12 protein-coding genes are annotated in these 15088 nt (G+C 36.7%); 5 read left to right on the top strand and 7 right to left on the bottom strand.

Going from position 1 to position 15088, the window contains the following annotated elements; translation table 11 throughout:
* Nucleotides 1–153: 153 nt before the first annotated feature.
* Both BKP35_RS01515 and BKP35_RS01510 read right to left on the bottom strand, forming a co-directional pair.
* Entirely contained in the window at nt 154–1710 is a 1557-nt protein-coding gene (locus BKP35_RS01515; protein ID WP_071311623.1) for an ABC-F family ATP-binding cassette domain-containing protein, read from the bottom strand.
* 278 nt (nt 1711–1988) lie between these two features.
* On the bottom strand, nt 1989–3581 hold the full coding sequence (locus BKP35_RS01510; RefSeq protein WP_071311622.1) for an ABC-F family ATP-binding cassette domain-containing protein: 1593 nt from the start codon (nt 3579–3581) through the stop codon (nt 1989–1991).
* 143 nt (nt 3582–3724) lie between these two features.
* On the opposite strand from BKP35_RS01510, the gene BKP35_RS01505 reads away from it, so the two are divergent.
* Nucleotides 3725–4642, top strand: coding sequence for a YncE family protein (locus tag BKP35_RS01505; RefSeq protein WP_071311621.1), 918 nt, complete (start codon nt 3725–3727; stop codon nt 4640–4642).
* A gap of 300 nt (nt 4643–4942) precedes the next feature.
* On the opposite strand, the gene BKP35_RS01500 is transcribed toward BKP35_RS01505, so the two are convergent.
* On the bottom strand, nt 4943–5593 hold the full coding sequence (locus tag BKP35_RS01500) for a transcriptional regulator (RefSeq protein WP_071311620.1): 651 nt from the start codon (nt 5591–5593) through the stop codon (nt 4943–4945).
* Between the two features lie 349 nt (nt 5594–5942).
* On the opposite strand from BKP35_RS01500, the gene BKP35_RS01495 reads away from it, so the two are divergent.
* Nucleotides 5943–6482 (top strand): HD domain-containing protein, encoded by a 540-nt coding sequence (locus BKP35_RS01495; protein WP_071311619.1) that lies wholly within the window; start codon nt 5943–5945, stop codon nt 6480–6482.
* A gap of 330 nt (nt 6483–6812) precedes the next feature.
* Here the strand turns inward: BKP35_RS01495 and proC are convergent, their stop codons facing one another.
* The 3 genes from proC to rarD all read right to left on the bottom strand — a co-directional run bounded on the left by proC (nt 6813) and on the right by rarD (nt 10030).
* Nucleotides 6813–7616 carry a pyrroline-5-carboxylate reductase gene (gene proC, locus BKP35_RS01490; protein ID WP_071311618.1) on the bottom strand — a complete coding sequence of 268 codons (804 nt, stop codon included), beginning with the start codon at nt 7614–7616 and terminating at the stop codon, nt 6813–6815.
* Between the two features lie 65 nt (nt 7617–7681).
* Nucleotides 7682–8899, bottom strand: coding sequence for a DUF2515 domain-containing protein (locus BKP35_RS01485; RefSeq protein ID WP_084031398.1), 1218 nt, complete (start codon nt 8897–8899; stop codon nt 7682–7684).
* A 153-nt stretch (nt 8900–9052) separates the two neighbouring features.
* The gene (rarD, locus tag BKP35_RS01480) at nt 9053–10030 is read right to left on the bottom strand and encodes an EamA family transporter RarD (protein ID WP_245741826.1); all 978 of its coding nucleotides are present in this window, start codon (nt 10028–10030) and stop codon (nt 9053–9055) included.
* 223 nt (nt 10031–10253) lie between these two features.
* Here rarD and BKP35_RS01475 point away from each other — a divergent pair, with 223 nt between their 5' ends.
* Together BKP35_RS01475 and BKP35_RS01470 are read left to right on the top strand one after the other, a co-directional pair.
* A complete protein-coding gene (locus BKP35_RS01475; RefSeq protein ID WP_071311616.1) occupies nt 10254–10517 on the top strand; it encodes a hypothetical protein in 264 nt (87 codons plus the stop codon).
* Nucleotides 10518–11014: 497 nt separating this feature from the next.
* Nucleotides 11015–13204, top strand: coding sequence for a DNA topoisomerase III (locus BKP35_RS01470; protein WP_071311615.1), 2190 nt, complete (start codon nt 11015–11017; stop codon nt 13202–13204).
* Nucleotides 13205–13347: 143 nt separating this feature from the next.
* On the opposite strand, the gene BKP35_RS01465 is transcribed toward BKP35_RS01470, so the two are convergent.
* Nucleotides 13348–13686: a nuclear transport factor 2 family protein gene (locus tag BKP35_RS01465; protein WP_071311614.1), complete on the bottom strand. Its 339-nt coding sequence runs from the start codon at nt 13684–13686 to the stop codon at nt 13348–13350.
* Between the two features lie 307 nt (nt 13687–13993).
* Here BKP35_RS01465 and BKP35_RS01460 point away from each other — a divergent pair, with 307 nt between their 5' ends.
* Nucleotides 13994–14911, top strand: a complete 918-nt coding sequence (locus BKP35_RS01460) for an SGNH/GDSL hydrolase family protein (protein ID WP_071311613.1) — start codon at nt 13994–13996, stop codon at nt 14909–14911.
* The last annotated feature ends 177 nt before the right edge of the window (nt 14912–15088 follow it).

Genomic DNA, 15088 nt, shown 5'->3' with positions numbered 1-15088 from the left:
AAATTACTTCATTCGCTTATTAAATCGTGAAACTGACGGTTAATGAGTTAGGTGAAGTAAATCTACTTTTGGACAGCCCTTTTATTTTTATTAGGTAAGAAAAAGTTTGCTCACAAAAAGCTGTTTAGTTTTATGGAAGTTTAGTAATTGTCATTACACTAATTTTGTTGTCCAGCTCTCAACGTTCCAAACATCAGTAGCTACATCTTGATAAAATTCAGGTTCATGACAAATAAGAATAATACTGCCTTTATAATCTTTTAATGCTGCTTTTAATTCTGCTTTTGCATCAACGTCAAGATGGTTGGTTGGCTCATCAAGAATTAAAATATTTGTTTCCCGGTTAATCAGTTTACAAAGACGAACCTTGGCTTTTTCTCCACCACTCAACACGCTTACTTTACTTTCGATGTGCTTCGTAGTTAAACCGCATTTGGCAAGAGCAGCCCGAACTTCATATTGAGAAAGTGACGGGAAATCGTTCCAAACTTCATCGATACATGAATTGTTGTTTTTGTTTTTTACTTCTTGCTCAAAGTAGCCAATGTGTTGGTAATCGCCTTTTTCGACCGCACCTGAAAGAGGGTTAATTTCACCGATAATACTTCTTAGTAAAGTTGTTTTACCTATCCCGTTTGCTCCGACCAAAGCAATTTTTTGTCCTCGTTCCATACGAAGATTTAATGGTTTTGATAACGGCTCATCATAGCCAATCACGAGGTCATTCGTTTCAAAAATAAGTTTACTTGTTGTACGAGCAGGTTTAAAGCGAAACTCAGGTTTGGGCTTTTCTTTGGAAAGTTCAATAACATCCATTTTGTCAAGTTTTTTCTGACGCGACATCGCCATATTTCTCGTTGAGACACGAGCTTTGTTACGGGCAACAAAGTCCTTTAGTTCCGATATTTCTTGCTGTTGTCTTTTATAAGCAGCTTCTAATTGTTGTTTCTTCATTTCGTATACACTCATGAAATGATCGTAATCACCTACATAGCGATTTAATTCCTGGTTTTCCATATGATAAATGAGGTTAATAACACTATTTAAAAACGGAATATCATGGGATATTAAAATAAACGCATTTTCATAGTTTTGTAGATAACGTTTTAACCATTCAATATGCTGTTCATCTAAATAGTTCGTTGGCTCATCTAAAAGAAGAATATCAGGTTTTTCTAAAAGCAGTTTAGCAAGTAATACCTTTGTTCTTTGTCCACCACTTAAGTCTTGAACATCTTTATCAAGACCAATATCGTCAAGCCCAAGTCCACGTGCAATTTCTTCTACTTTCGCATCGATCACATAGAAGTCGTTGTTTGTAAGCATGTCTTGAATCGTGCCCATATCTTCAAGTAGCTTCTCTAATTCTTCCGGACTAGCATCACCCATTTGATCACAAATTGCATTCATTTCTGCTTCTAAATTAAATAGATATTGAAACGCCCCTTTAAGCACGTCACGCATCGTCATACCTCGCTCTAGTACTGTATGTTGATCGAGATATCCGACCCGAACATTTTTGGACCATTGAACTTTTCCTTCGTCAGGCTGTAGCTTTCCAGTAATGATGTTCATAAACGTTGATTTCCCTTCACCGTTTGCACCGATAAGCCCGATATGTTCACCTTTTAAAAGACGAAATGACACGTCATTAAAAATCGCGCGATCACCAAATCCGTGACTTAATTTTTCTACTGTTAATACACTCATGATTAACACCCTTTATTGTTTAGGGGTTGCCCCCGTAATTTTATAAACACACTTAATAGATTATAAACGAGATAGGACTTGTTTTCAAAGGTAAATTACAGAACTTCCCGAACGTGAAAGCCAATCTCCTTCAGATGTGGGAGTATCAGGTATGTCTGGGTAAATCGAGATTAATGGAAATTGGGAGTATATTTTTAATAGGGGGAATAAGTTACAAGAATAAACATAAAAAGAGGGGACCAAATGCTAAGCTTTTGGAAACCCCTCTGTAATCTTTGTTATTTCTTAACGGTTTCTAGATATTCATCATACGTCATTTGTTTGTCAATGAGTCCGTCTGGAGTGAATTCCATAATACGATTGGCAATCGTTTGAATGAATTGATGGTCATGGGATGCAAACATTAATGAACCTTTAAAAGCAATTAAGCCGTTATTTACAGCAGTAATTGATTCTAAGTCAAGGTGGTTTGTCGGCTCATCTAAAACGAGAACGTTCGCCCCGCTTAACATCATTTTTGAAAGCATACAACGTACTTTTTCGCCACCTGATAAGACACTCGCTTTTTTCAATACTTCTTCTCCAGAGAAGAGCATTCTTCCTAAGAAGCCGCGAAGGAAGCTTTCGCTATCATCTTGCGGTGAAAACTGACGTAACCAATCGACTAAATTAAGGTCGCAACCTTCAAAGAATTTAGAGTTGTCTTTCGGAAAATAAGCTTGAGACGTAGTGATGCCCCATTTGTATGTTCCGCTATCAGCTTCCATTTCACCCATTAAAATTTTGAACAGAGTCGTTTTTGCTAATTCATTCGGTCCGACTAAGGCAATTTTATCGCCTTTGTTCATCGTAAAGGAAACGTTATCGAGCACTTTTTCTCCGTCGATTGTTTTTGTTAACCCTTCAACGCGAAGTAAGTCGTTTCCGATTTCGCGGTCAGGAGTAAACCCGACAAAAGGATAACGGCGTGATGAAGGCTTAATATCATCAAGAGAAATTTTATCTAAAAGCTTTTTACGAGAAGTCGCTTGTTTTGATTTTGAAGCATTTGCACTAAAGCGCGCAATAAAGTTTTGTAATTCTTTAATTTTTTCTTCTTTCTTTTTGTTCGCATCTTGCGCCATTCTTGTAGCTAATTGGCTTGATTCGTACCAGAAATCATAGTTACCAACGTATATTTGAATTTTTCCAAAATCTAAGTCAGCAATATGTGTACACACTTTATTTAAAAAGTAACGGTCATGGGATACGACGATAACCGTATTTTCAAAGTTAATGAGAAACTCTTCCAACCACTGAATCGCTTTAATGTCTAAATGGTTCGTTGGCTCATCTAGTAAAAGTACGTCTGGTTTACCGAACAAAGCTTGTGCAAGAAGCACTTTTACTTTTTCAGAACCTGACAAGTCAGCCATTTTTTTATTGTGAAGGTCTTCGCCAATTCCTAATCCTTTTAATAGTACGGCAGCTTCAGATTCTGCTTCCCAACCGTTCATTTCTGCGAATTCGCCTTCAAGTTCAGCCGCTTTCATGCCGTCTTCATCAGAAAAGTCAGGTTTCATGTAAATAGCGTCTTTTTCTTGCATCACTTCGTAAAGACGAGCATGTCCCATAATAACGACAGTCATTACTTCTACTTCTTCATATTCATAGTGGTTTTGTTTTAGGACCGCTAATCGTTGACCAGGTCCTAAATGAACATCACCTGTCTGTGATTCAATTTCGCCCGATAAAATCTTTAAAAAGGTTGATTTACCAGCACCATTCGCACCAATTAGGCCGTAACAATTGCCGGGTGTAAACTTAATATTCACATCTTCGAATAATTTTCTATCTCCGTAACGTAAACTAACATTTGAAACAGTAATCATCTATTAATATTCCTCCAAACTTCAATATCTTTAAAATTATACCAGATAAGTGACTCAAGGACAAAATAGTTTACAAAAGTTATTGAATTCTGCTATATTTAAAATATATTTAGAATTGCGAAATAATTTAAGGGGTTGTTAAAGTGACTGAATATTTAATTGTACTAAACAAAGATGAGGACACGATTTCTTTTGTAAATCTAACAACAAATAGTGTGGAGAAAACGGTAGAAACAGATTATAATCCACACGAAGTTGTAGTAACACCTGATGGTAAAAAGACGTACGTGACTTGTTCGTTAGGCAACAAAATTAATATTATTAATAACGAAACGTTTGAAATAGAAAAAAGACTAGAACATCCTGATTTTAACTTTCCGCATGGGTTAGGGGTAACTCCTGATGGAAAGAAAGTTTACATGGCTTCTACATACAGTGAAAAAGTATTTATCATCAATGCTGAAACCGATGAAATTGAAAAGGTATTTCCTACATATCAACAATTATCACACATGATTTCTTTTGCTCCGGACGGGAAGAAAGTGTATGTGCCAAACATCGGGAGTCATAATATTACGGTTGTTGATGTAGATAGTGAAGAAATTGTTAATCATTTTCCAGTAGGGAAGGGGCCTGAAGGAGTCGCAGTACACCCGAATGGGAAGCATTTATACGTGGCAAATCAGCACGATAACAATTTATTTGTCGTCAATACGGAAACGTTAGAGATCGATTACAAACGTCGTATCGGCGCTGTGCCAATTCGAATTGTGTTCTCCCCAGACGGAAAGTATGCCCTAATTCCGAACCGCGAAAGTGGAGACCTTTCGATTATTGAAACAGAACATGAGTTGAAGGATAAAGTACGCCCTTGGGAAGTTAAGCGTATTCGTGTCGGTGTATGGCCAGGCGGCACCGTATTTAACGAAGACGGATCTTACGCATACGTTGCGAATAATAAAACGAATGATGTATCAATCATCAATATGTCGACGTTAAAAGAAGAAGGTTTGATTGAGGTTGGTACACATCCGGATGGGGTTGCTTATTTGAAGAAATAATAGGCAATAATTAGATTGGAGCACTGGCATACGGTGCTCTTTTCTACATGATAGGAAAATTTTGGCGTTTGAAACTAGTGAGCTAGGTGTCTAGAAATATAGCGGACATACGGTACGCTATTTTGCCAATAACGAGTGATTTTGGGATTGAGCGGACATGAGAGCCGTTATTTCTTGAAAAATCAGTGTTTTTGCAAGGGATTTAAGCAAATAAGGCCCCTAGTGTCCGCAAAAACAGAAAAAAGAGTAAAAATTTGAAAATAAGGTCTCTCCTGTCTGCAAACTTACCCCAAACTAACTTTAAACGATTTTAAGCATATATGCCCTTGCTCTTTGATTGCCACTAGCGATATATAGGATTTCTAATTCTACGAGTTGATGTAATATGCGTCTAGCATGGCGATTACTAATCTTAAGATGATTAGCAACTTCTTGAGGAGTAATCGGGCGTAGATTTCGGCGGGTGAAGCGAACAACTTCAGCTTCTAGATAGGTTAACTCTGGTGGAGTATTAGTTGAAATGAATTTTCCAATAAAAGCGAGAATAAGTTTTTGAACTTGTTTAGGCTCTTCTTTGATAGATAAAAAAGCGATCGGTAAAATTGTCCATCCTTCCAGAGCTAATAATGAATGTCGCCAACATAAATCTTTAAATCGACTAACTTCAATATCTCTAGCGTGGGGTCCGTACCCTTGAATCTCGATACATCCTTTAGCGTTTCCTGGCATATAAGCTAAGTCTAAGTAGCGGTAACGATTGTTGAAATCACGTACTTCCCATTCAGGGTATAAATGATCGAAGTTGCCTACAGTAGGAAACCAAACCCTTCGTAAAAATTCAATTGTTCCATGGCCAATCCCTTTTTCAAGTAAATCACGCCTTCGATGGTTTTTCTCCTTAGCGATATTTTCATGAACCCACTCTTCAAATTTTTGATTAAAATATACCAACGTACACACTTTCCTTTCTATTAAATTTTTGAATAAGATAGTTAGTTATAAAGTCACTACCAAATGCAAATTCTAGCAGTATTGCTTTGATAACCAGCTTTTCAAGAATAGTATAAAAAGAAGCGGAATTTTCTGCAATAAAAATAGTAATAGTGTAGAAGAATTTTTGTTAGGTGTACGTAATTTCATTTTGTTTTTTCGCTTTTTTTTCTGAGGACTTCCTATGTACAGAGTTAGTCAAAATCATGCAGTTGAACATCAATTAAAAAAAATTACAAATCGTGAAGGAAATTCAACTTAATTTGGGGAACTGCTAATGTTAAGAGTAAATTTATTGGAGGCAAAACCTATGAACATCATTGAAAAAGCGATTGAAGTAGCGGCAAAAGCACACGTTGGACAAGTGAGAAAGCTTTCGGCAGTTCCTTATATTTCACATCCATTTACTGTAGGCATGATTTTACAAAATGCTGGATATAGTGATGAGATTATATGTGCTGGTATCCTTCACGACACAGTTGAAGACACAGAACTAACCCATAAAGATATTGAAGAATTGTTTGGTGAAAAAATAGCGACCTTAGTAGCAGGCGCTACAGAACCAGAAAAAGCTGTACCTTGGGAAGAGAGGAAAGAGCATACGATTGCATCTTTAAAAAACGCATCTAAGGACATATGTGTTGTCGTTTGTGCCGATAAAATTCATAACTTGAGGACGATGAAATATGAAATTGAAGTGCAAGGATCAGACATTTGGAACCGCTTCGCTAGAGGGAAAGAAAAACAAGAATGGTACTATCGTGAAGTGCTAGACAGCATCAGTAATAAACTAGAAGGCGAACCATTACTTGAACAGTTGAAGTACGAATTTGAAGCTGTGTTTCGATGATTGGGTTAGAAATTTTAAAAAAATTGAATTTCAATACTTGTAGAGTAAGGCATTTGTTTACCTTAAGCTCAAAGCAAATGGTCATGTTAAAAAGATAAAAGTACCTAATAATTACGTAGTTTGAATAAGAAAAGATCGCTCAGCCACTGGCCGAACGATCTTTTCTTATTTTTCATCTTAATTACCTAGCACTAAGCACAAAGAAAGTACCCAACTACTTTAATAATGCTCCTAGGTTCAACAAACTCAACACTTAATCAAAGTTCAACAAACTCAAATTTAAAACTTATCACGCAAACTCACAAATTCAAAACTCACCACTCAAATCTTCTAATTAGACCTTCCGCGCGCATGTAAGTTTGTCGCTTTTACGGCCTCATTTAGTAGTTTATTGAAGTCACCTTCTTCTAACACATTTAACCCTTCAGCTGTTGATCCACCTGGAGTCGTTACTTGTTCACGTAACTCGCTTGCTGAATTTCCGTCTGCTAACATAGCTGCTGATCCACTGATCATGTTCACTACCAGTTTTCGGGCTTGGTCTTTACTAACGCCATATTGAATAGCAGCTTCTTCCAACGCCTCAACAAAGGAATAAAGAAAAGCAGGAGCACTGCCAGTAATAGCCGTTAAATCGTGAACTTGATCTTCCGTTAGTTCTTCATAATGACCGATAGATGCTAAAATCATTTCGATGATTTCTCGTTGTTCACTCGTCACGTAATGCCCACAAACGTATGTCGACATTGATGCTTGTAGTTGTGCAGCGGTGTTAGGCATGATCCAGCATACTGCGGCCCCTTCAGGTAAATGACCTTGCATAAATGTAGTATCAATTCCAGCTGCAACGGTAATGAAAAGCTGTTTGTTGATGAGTGGTGAAAGTTCGGACAATAACTGTTCGTGAGCACTTGGTGGTACAGCAGATATAATGACGTCAGCACCACTAACGGCATCACGCCAGTCATTAACAGTCGCAATTTCATGACGATTAGCAACTTCTTGTAAGCGTTGCGTATCTGATTTATTTGTTACCGTAATTTTAATGTTCTCATTTTTTTGATCTACTAGTCCTGAAATGATCGCTTCTGCCATTCTTCCGGCGCCGATCATTAAAATATGTATCGATTTCATTTGTTTTCCACGCCCTTTCCTTCACCTACAATACCAAAACAGCTCGGTGAAAGAAAGGAAAGTGGCTAGTTTTTAATGATTTTCATTGCATTACTTGCGACTACCATTTTATGAACATCACGACAATATTTCATTGTTAAGTCAAATGAAGTTGGTGTTTTAGTTTTTGAAAAGAATGGAGTAATCTCACTGCCAACTTGATACCAATCAGATTCATCGGTAAATGAATGACGAACATCTTCCCAAGCGTCTTCTAAAACTGGACTAAAAATAATTGGTTTTTTTGGGCGACATGAAAGACTTGTCATATCAAGCTTTTCTTGACGGCTTTTTGTAAACATACTAGACCAATAATCATTCCGTGAGCCTGTATGTTTTACTTTCATTGCAAATTTAGAGATATCACTATATAAATTTTCGATACCAAATAATTGACAATATAACTTTTTCCCGATTTCAATGCGGTGTTCTACATTAGTGAAATCACTTACAGTTGTACCAGTAAGGTGCATTTTTCGGTCTTTTACGTTAAACGGAAAAAGAACGTACGTAAACTGCAACACATCTTGAAGCTGAAAAATAATATTGTTTAGCACCTTTTCTTTAAACGAAGGGTGATGAACGACTCTTTTTTCAATATAGTGTTGTTCATTAATAATTAAGGCAACCGTTAATAATTGACTATTTTTATTTTCGAAAAAGTCGTTCCAAAATGGTCGCATAAATCGTGAAACGCCCAATTTCGGTAGTAAATAAAATAAGCTTTTATTACGTTCTTTACTAGCTTCATATAAAAGAAGCTGTCGGTATGCATCATGAAAAATGAGTGCATTTGCTCGTTCTAAAAAAGAAAAGAAATGCTCACGGGCATCATTAGATAAGACCCTATCTAATATAGAGCCCTTTAAGTCGGTCATATTCCAACCACCGTTACGAGAAACGAGGTGTGCTAAAAATGCCCAATGAACTTCAGGGTGTTTCTTGTAGTAGTCAAGATACGCTTTTGTCCTCGTAACATTGTTTCGATTTAACTCACTCGTTTTTTTATGAATGTTACCTACTAAACGGCGATCTGCTTGAGTCAACGGTGTCGCTTCATGTTTAAAATTACGGAGTTGTTGATCGATCGCTATTAATCTATCTTCCTGAAAAGACAACTCGTTCCATCGCACAACACTATTTTTTTCATATTTTTTTGCTTCGCGCTCATCTAGTAAAAATTCGTAACCTGCTTTCGGAAGTTGTATTCCTTTTTTTATGAAGTTTATTATCCCATCAATCATCGCATCCCCTCCATACTTTTAAAGTATGAAAAAAGGGACTAGAAAGTTCTTAACGCACTTCATTTGTTAAGGCATACAATATTATGACTATTTTTTGGAAGGGAGTTATGCTTTTGGAAACAATTATCCATCACAATCCACCAGTTGATGAGGTTAACTAGCTGCCTGTTTTTCCTTTGCGACCTTATCTAATTGGATCCGTCGATATATTTTTGATTTAGAAAAAGTGTAAAGTGCTAGAGCCACCCATATAAATGAAAAAGCTAGTAAATGGACGCTACTGAAAGGTTCTTTGAAAAGAAAGATCCCAATAAATAGTGTAATGGTTGGAGCTAAATATTGTAAAAAGCCGATCATCGATAGCGGGATACGTCGAGCTCCAATCGCAAATAAGAGGAGTGGTACGCTTGTTGCAATTCCAGCCCCAATTAATAAAGCGAAAGTTGATAGAGAGTGAACGTAAAAAGCATCGCTAACGGTGGCGTGAATCATCGTTAAGTAAATGAGAGCAATCGGTGTTACAAGCATCGTTTCGACGGCAAGACTTGTAAGTGCACCAACTTTAACGACTTTTTTTAACGCGCCGTAAAAGGCGAAGCTAAATGCTAACGTAAGGGCGGCGATTGGTGTGCCACCAGTGTAGACAGCTAAGATAGCAACTCCGATTGTCGCTAGAATAAAAGCAAGGCCTTGTGAGCGTGTCAATTTTTCTTTAAATATAACGACTGCTAGTACTACGCTAACGAGTGGATTAATGTAATAACCTAAGCTTGCTTCAACTAGTTGTTCGTTAGCTACTGACCAAATATATGTAAACCAATTTACGCTAATAAAAATCGAAGCGAGTAACATGAAAAGTAGTTGCTTTTTTGATGAAAAAATCATTTTTACATCTTTGAAAAAGGATGGCAACTTCCCTAAAGCTAGTAAAATTACAAACATTAATACAAGTGACCATATAATTCTATGTGCAAGCACCTCATCAGCAGGTACGTGATTGAGTAATTTCCAATATAGAGGAAATACCCCCCATAAGATATACGCAGCCAGTGCCGCGAAGATCCCGATACTTTGTTCATTTAATTTCTTTCCCATCGTTCTAGCCTCGATTCCTATCAATTTACTATCCATATTTTAACGAGATAAAGGACTTTAGTAAATGAAAAATTTAGCCAAACGAATAAATTCTCGAACACTAGCTTTCGTCTTTAAATTTAATGTTTACACTAGGACGAGCTTGGGAACAGATTAGTAAGGTACTAAAAAATAAGGTTATCCGTTACGTAAACGACTTATTAGTAAATGGCGCAATCGACTTAGTTTAGTAAAAAAAGATTGGAGGATGATCTTCTTTATGAAACCGGAAAAAGAACAAATTGATGAGATGATCAACGAAGGATTAGGCGCGGGTAAAATTGATGATTATAAGGATAAAAAACAGTTAGAAAATCCAATCTCAAAAAAGCAAGGAGACGAGCAGCGCGAAAAAGACAAAACTCTAAATACTATGGCAACAGATTTAGAAGATGTAAAAAAGCTTGGTAAAGAAATGGAGAATATGAAAACGAATAAAAAAGTTAAAAAAGAAGGGATGACACCAGACCCAATCCAAGAATAACGAATGAATTTTTCCTAATAGTCTGAATTGATGTAAAAAAATACTGTGTCTATAAACTGTAACGCCCGCATTAGCGGGTGTTTTTTTAAAAAGATAAGAAAGTATATAATATTTGAACTTGGAAAGGTGTCTAGCTCCAAGACGCTTCAATGAATATGCTGCAGTGGAGTTTTGCGACGAGTAATCGCAGGAGCAGGCGCCATCGGCTTGACCGCTTCAGACTTTCCCTTGCGGTCTAAAACCTGACCGCTACGGGAAGGTCTTCCACCGGTTTTCGCCGATAGGCGGGCGCCTTGCGCTTTTCCTTACGGGGAGTTTTTGTACTAAAACTATATTTAATGAATAATAACTTTGATGTATTATTATTCATTAAATAATAGAGCTTAAAGAAGGTGACTAGAAGCTTAATGCTATTAGTTGCCTTTTTTCTGTGAAAAAAGATTTGACCATGAAGTTATGGTATAGTAATGGGTAGCTAACTTGAAAGGATGTTTTTCATGAAAAAAGTAGTGTTATGTGAGAAGCCCTCTGTCGGAAGGGATATTGCGCGCGTTTTAAACTGTCCGAAAAAAGGCAACGGCTTCCTTGAAGGAAACGAATATATTGTAACTTGGGCGCTCGGTCACTTAGTGACACTAGCTGACCCAGAAACTTATGATGATAAATATAAAGCATGGCGATTAGAAGATTTGCCAATGCTTCCAAAAGATTTAAAATTAGTCGTTATTAAAAAAACAGGGAAGCAATTTCAAGCGGTTAAATCGCAGCTAAATCGTAAAGATGTGAGCGAAGTGATAATCGCCACCGATGCTGGGCGTGAAGGAGAATTGGTTGCGCGTTGGATCATTGAAAAAGCACATGTGAAAAAACCTGTGAAACGACTTTGGATTTCGTCTGTCACTGATAAGGCAATTAAAGAAGGCTTTAAGAACTTAAAGCCAGGCAAACAATATGAAAATTTATTTGCTTCTGCTGTTGCTCGCTCAGAGGCGGATTGGTTTGTCGGTATGAACGCTACGAGAGCGTTGACGACAAAGTTTAATGCGCAACTTTCTTGTGGGCGCGTACAAACACCTACAATAGCGATTATTGCTAAACGCGAAGAAGAGATTAAACAGTTTAAACCGAAATCGTTTTACGGAATTGCTGTGCAAACTGATAAAAATTTAAAGCTTACTTGGCAAGATGAAAAATCCAAGGATCTGAAAACATTTAATAAGGAAAAAAATGACGAGATACTAAAGCAGCTAAAAGGTAGTAAAGTTGCCGAAGTGGCAGAAGTAACTAAAACAGCGAAGAAAAGCTTTGCACCACAGCTTTATGATTTAACAGAACTACAACGTGATGCAAACAAAGCCTTTGGTTATTCGGCAAAAGAAACACTTTCGATTATGCAAAAGCTTTACGAACAACATAAAATTTTAACGTATCCGAGAACAGATTCGCGATTTATCTCAACAGATATTGTTGATACGCTAAAAGAACGGGTTAAAGCCTGTGGTATTGGACCTTATGCAAAAGCGGCAGCGAAAATTGCGAAAGTACCAATTAAGGCAAACAAATCATTTGTCGATGACAGTAAAGTGTCTGATCATCACGCCATTTTACCAACAGAAGAATTTGTTAACTTATCAAAACTCTCGGATAAAGAACGAAAGATTTATGATTTAGTTGTTAAGCGCTTCTTAGCTGTTCTTTCGCCACCGTTTTTATACGAGCAGACGAAGCTGAAAGCAAAAATTGTTGGAGAAACGTTTATTGCTAGTGGTAAAATCGTTCAGTCCCTTGGTTGGAAAGAAGTTTATGAAAATCGCTTTGAAGATGAGGAAGACGGCGATTTAAAAGATCAACAGTTACCAAACATTACGAAAGGTGACAAACTTACGATTACATCGTTGAGGCAAACATCGGGTGAAACGAAGCCACCAGCACCGTTTAACGAAGCGACACTTCTTTCAGCAATGGAAAACCCAGGAAAATATATGGTAGAAAACGATAAAGATCTTGCGAAAACACTTGGGAAAACAGGTGGATTAGGAACGGTAGCCACTCGGGCCGACATTATCGAAAAGCTTTTTAATACGTTCCTTATTGAAAAAAGTGGCAAAGATATTTTTGTGACAGGTAAAGGAAAGCAGCTTCTTGACATAGCACCTGATGACTTAAAGTCACCAGCCTTAACAGCGGACTGGGAACAAAAGCTCGAAGCAATTTCGAAAGGTAAACTAGATAAAAATAGTTTTATTAATGAAATGAAAAGCTACTCTAAACTCGTTGTAAATGAAATTAAAAACAGTAAGAAAAAATTCAAACATGATAATCTGACAGGAAGTAAATGTCCTGAATGTGGGAAGTTACTACTTGAAGTGAATGGAAAGCGTGGAAAAATGCACGTCTGTCAAGATCGTGAGTGTGGCTATAAAAAGACGATATCTCAAACATCGAACGCTAGATGTCCAAACTGCAAGAAAAAGTTAGAGCTTCGTGGTGAAGGTGAAGCGCAAATTTTCGTATGTAAATGCGGGCATCGCGAAAAACTGTCAACCTTTAAAGAACGTAAAAACAAAGAGAAAAACACGAAAGTATCGAAAAAAGAAGTTTCAAAATATATAAAGCAGCAAAATAAGCAAGAAGACGAACCGTTTAACAATCCGTTTGCCGAGGCGTTAGCGAAGTTGAAGAAATAGTTAAGAATATCTGATTAAAAGAGGTTGGGCCAAAACAAGTGTCAGACACCGTTTCACACCTACATATAGACATACATTAAAGCCTTTTTGTCTATATAAAGTAGTTTACTTGTTGTGTCAGACACTTTTGGCCCAACCTCTTTTTAATTTAAAAACCTCACATGAGTAATTAAGCCGTTTTCAATTTTATATACGGCTACGACATGGCGTTCTTCACTTGAGCCACGAGATCCAGTCACGCGTTCTTCATCTAATACATAATTTTCAAGAACAATACGAGAAACTAAGCGGCAATGAAGATCTGGACTTTCTTGAAAAAGAAGATCATAACGCTTTCGCATTGCGTCTTTATTCTCCATTAAAATGTTCCCTGCACCATCTTCAACAACACAGTTTTCAGAATAACACTCCATAAATGCATCGATATCTCGATTGTTATAGGCTTCTAATTGTCTTTGCGCAGGTATTGAAATGTCTGACATAATGTTACCTCCAACTTTTTTTTACTACGCTTGTATTATACACTTTTTTTAGTTGGCTAGTTGGTTTGTTGGTTAGTTAGATAGGAAAAAACACGATTAATACATATTTTTACTTTAACAGGATATTGCCAAGCTAATAATTATCATTCTTGTTTTAGAAGATGGTTGTTTTTATATGAAAATAAAATTGCTGGCCGAGTTTCTTGAGCTAGCCTCTAAAATTCGGCAGATAAAAAAATGCAGGAATTTTAAAGGCTTTCTAGAATAATAGTAAATTAGGCTGATTATTATTCAAGGAGGCATTTTTATGAAGATTATAACTAGTAAAATATCAATACTAGTCGTCATATTTACTTTAGTTTTTAGCTTTTTACATGTTGTACCAACTGAGGCGAATAATGACTCATTTCATTACGTAGCACTTGGTGATTCGCTTACTGTCGGTTTTGAACCGCAACACCTTTGGGACTCTGATGCAAAAGTTTACGGGTTTGTTGATCGTGTATTTGAAGAGGCATTAAGCTTTAATGCTGAGGCTACGATGTCTAATTATGGTGTCATTGGTTTAACTAGTACGGGACTTAAAAATCTTCTCGTTAGTATGGATGAAGAGAAATCGGTTAGAAGATCTGATATTCAACCTTGGTTATTAGATCCTCGCTTAAGGCAAATCATTGGAGACTTTCCAGCAATGAAGGAAGATATTAAAAAAGCAAATTTAATGACGATAACGATTGGTGGAAATGACTTCGGTGCAAGAACGTACTTAGATATTCGTGACCTTGACGATAAACAGCTACAGCAGTTTTTAGATGAAAGAATTGAAGTGTACAGAAAAAATATTGAAACAAGTTTAAATATTATTTTTCAATTAAATCCCGATGTAAAAGTTGTTATTACCGACCAATACAACCCTTTTCCACACTTTAATGGAGAGATGTATGAAAAGTTAAACCTTCTTACTACTCAATTTTCGAAAGAAGTAAAAGAGGTTGTATACAGCTATCAGGAGGATGATTTTAACATTGTTTTAGCACCAATAGCAGATTCATTTGTGCATAGAGAAGCATTATTTACCCACATTTTAAGGGCAGACATTCACCCTAACCAGCGAGGATATGAACGCATCGCCAATGTCATTACTGAAACTGTCTGGGGTGGTGAAGAAGAAACGAGTTCATATTCTTTTACAAGGTTATTAAAAAATTGGGTTTCTAATAATTGAGTGAATTTCATAATTACAAATAACGAGCCACATCACGCAATATATAGTTTGCAAATGGTTTTGACGGCAACTATATATTGATCTTCGTGGCGAAAATAATGAATTATGAAATTCATTAAATTAATCAAAAATTTACCAGATGTTCACATGCATCGTGATGCTAATTTTTATGAAAAA

This window comes from Anaerobacillus arseniciselenatis, assembly GCF_001865995.1.
Lineage (GTDB): Bacteria > Bacillota > Bacilli > Bacillales > Anaerobacillaceae > Anaerobacillus > Anaerobacillus arseniciselenatis.
The sequence above is the reverse complement of the archived record's forward strand: the minus strand, read 5'-3'. Positions and strand labels throughout refer to the sequence as shown.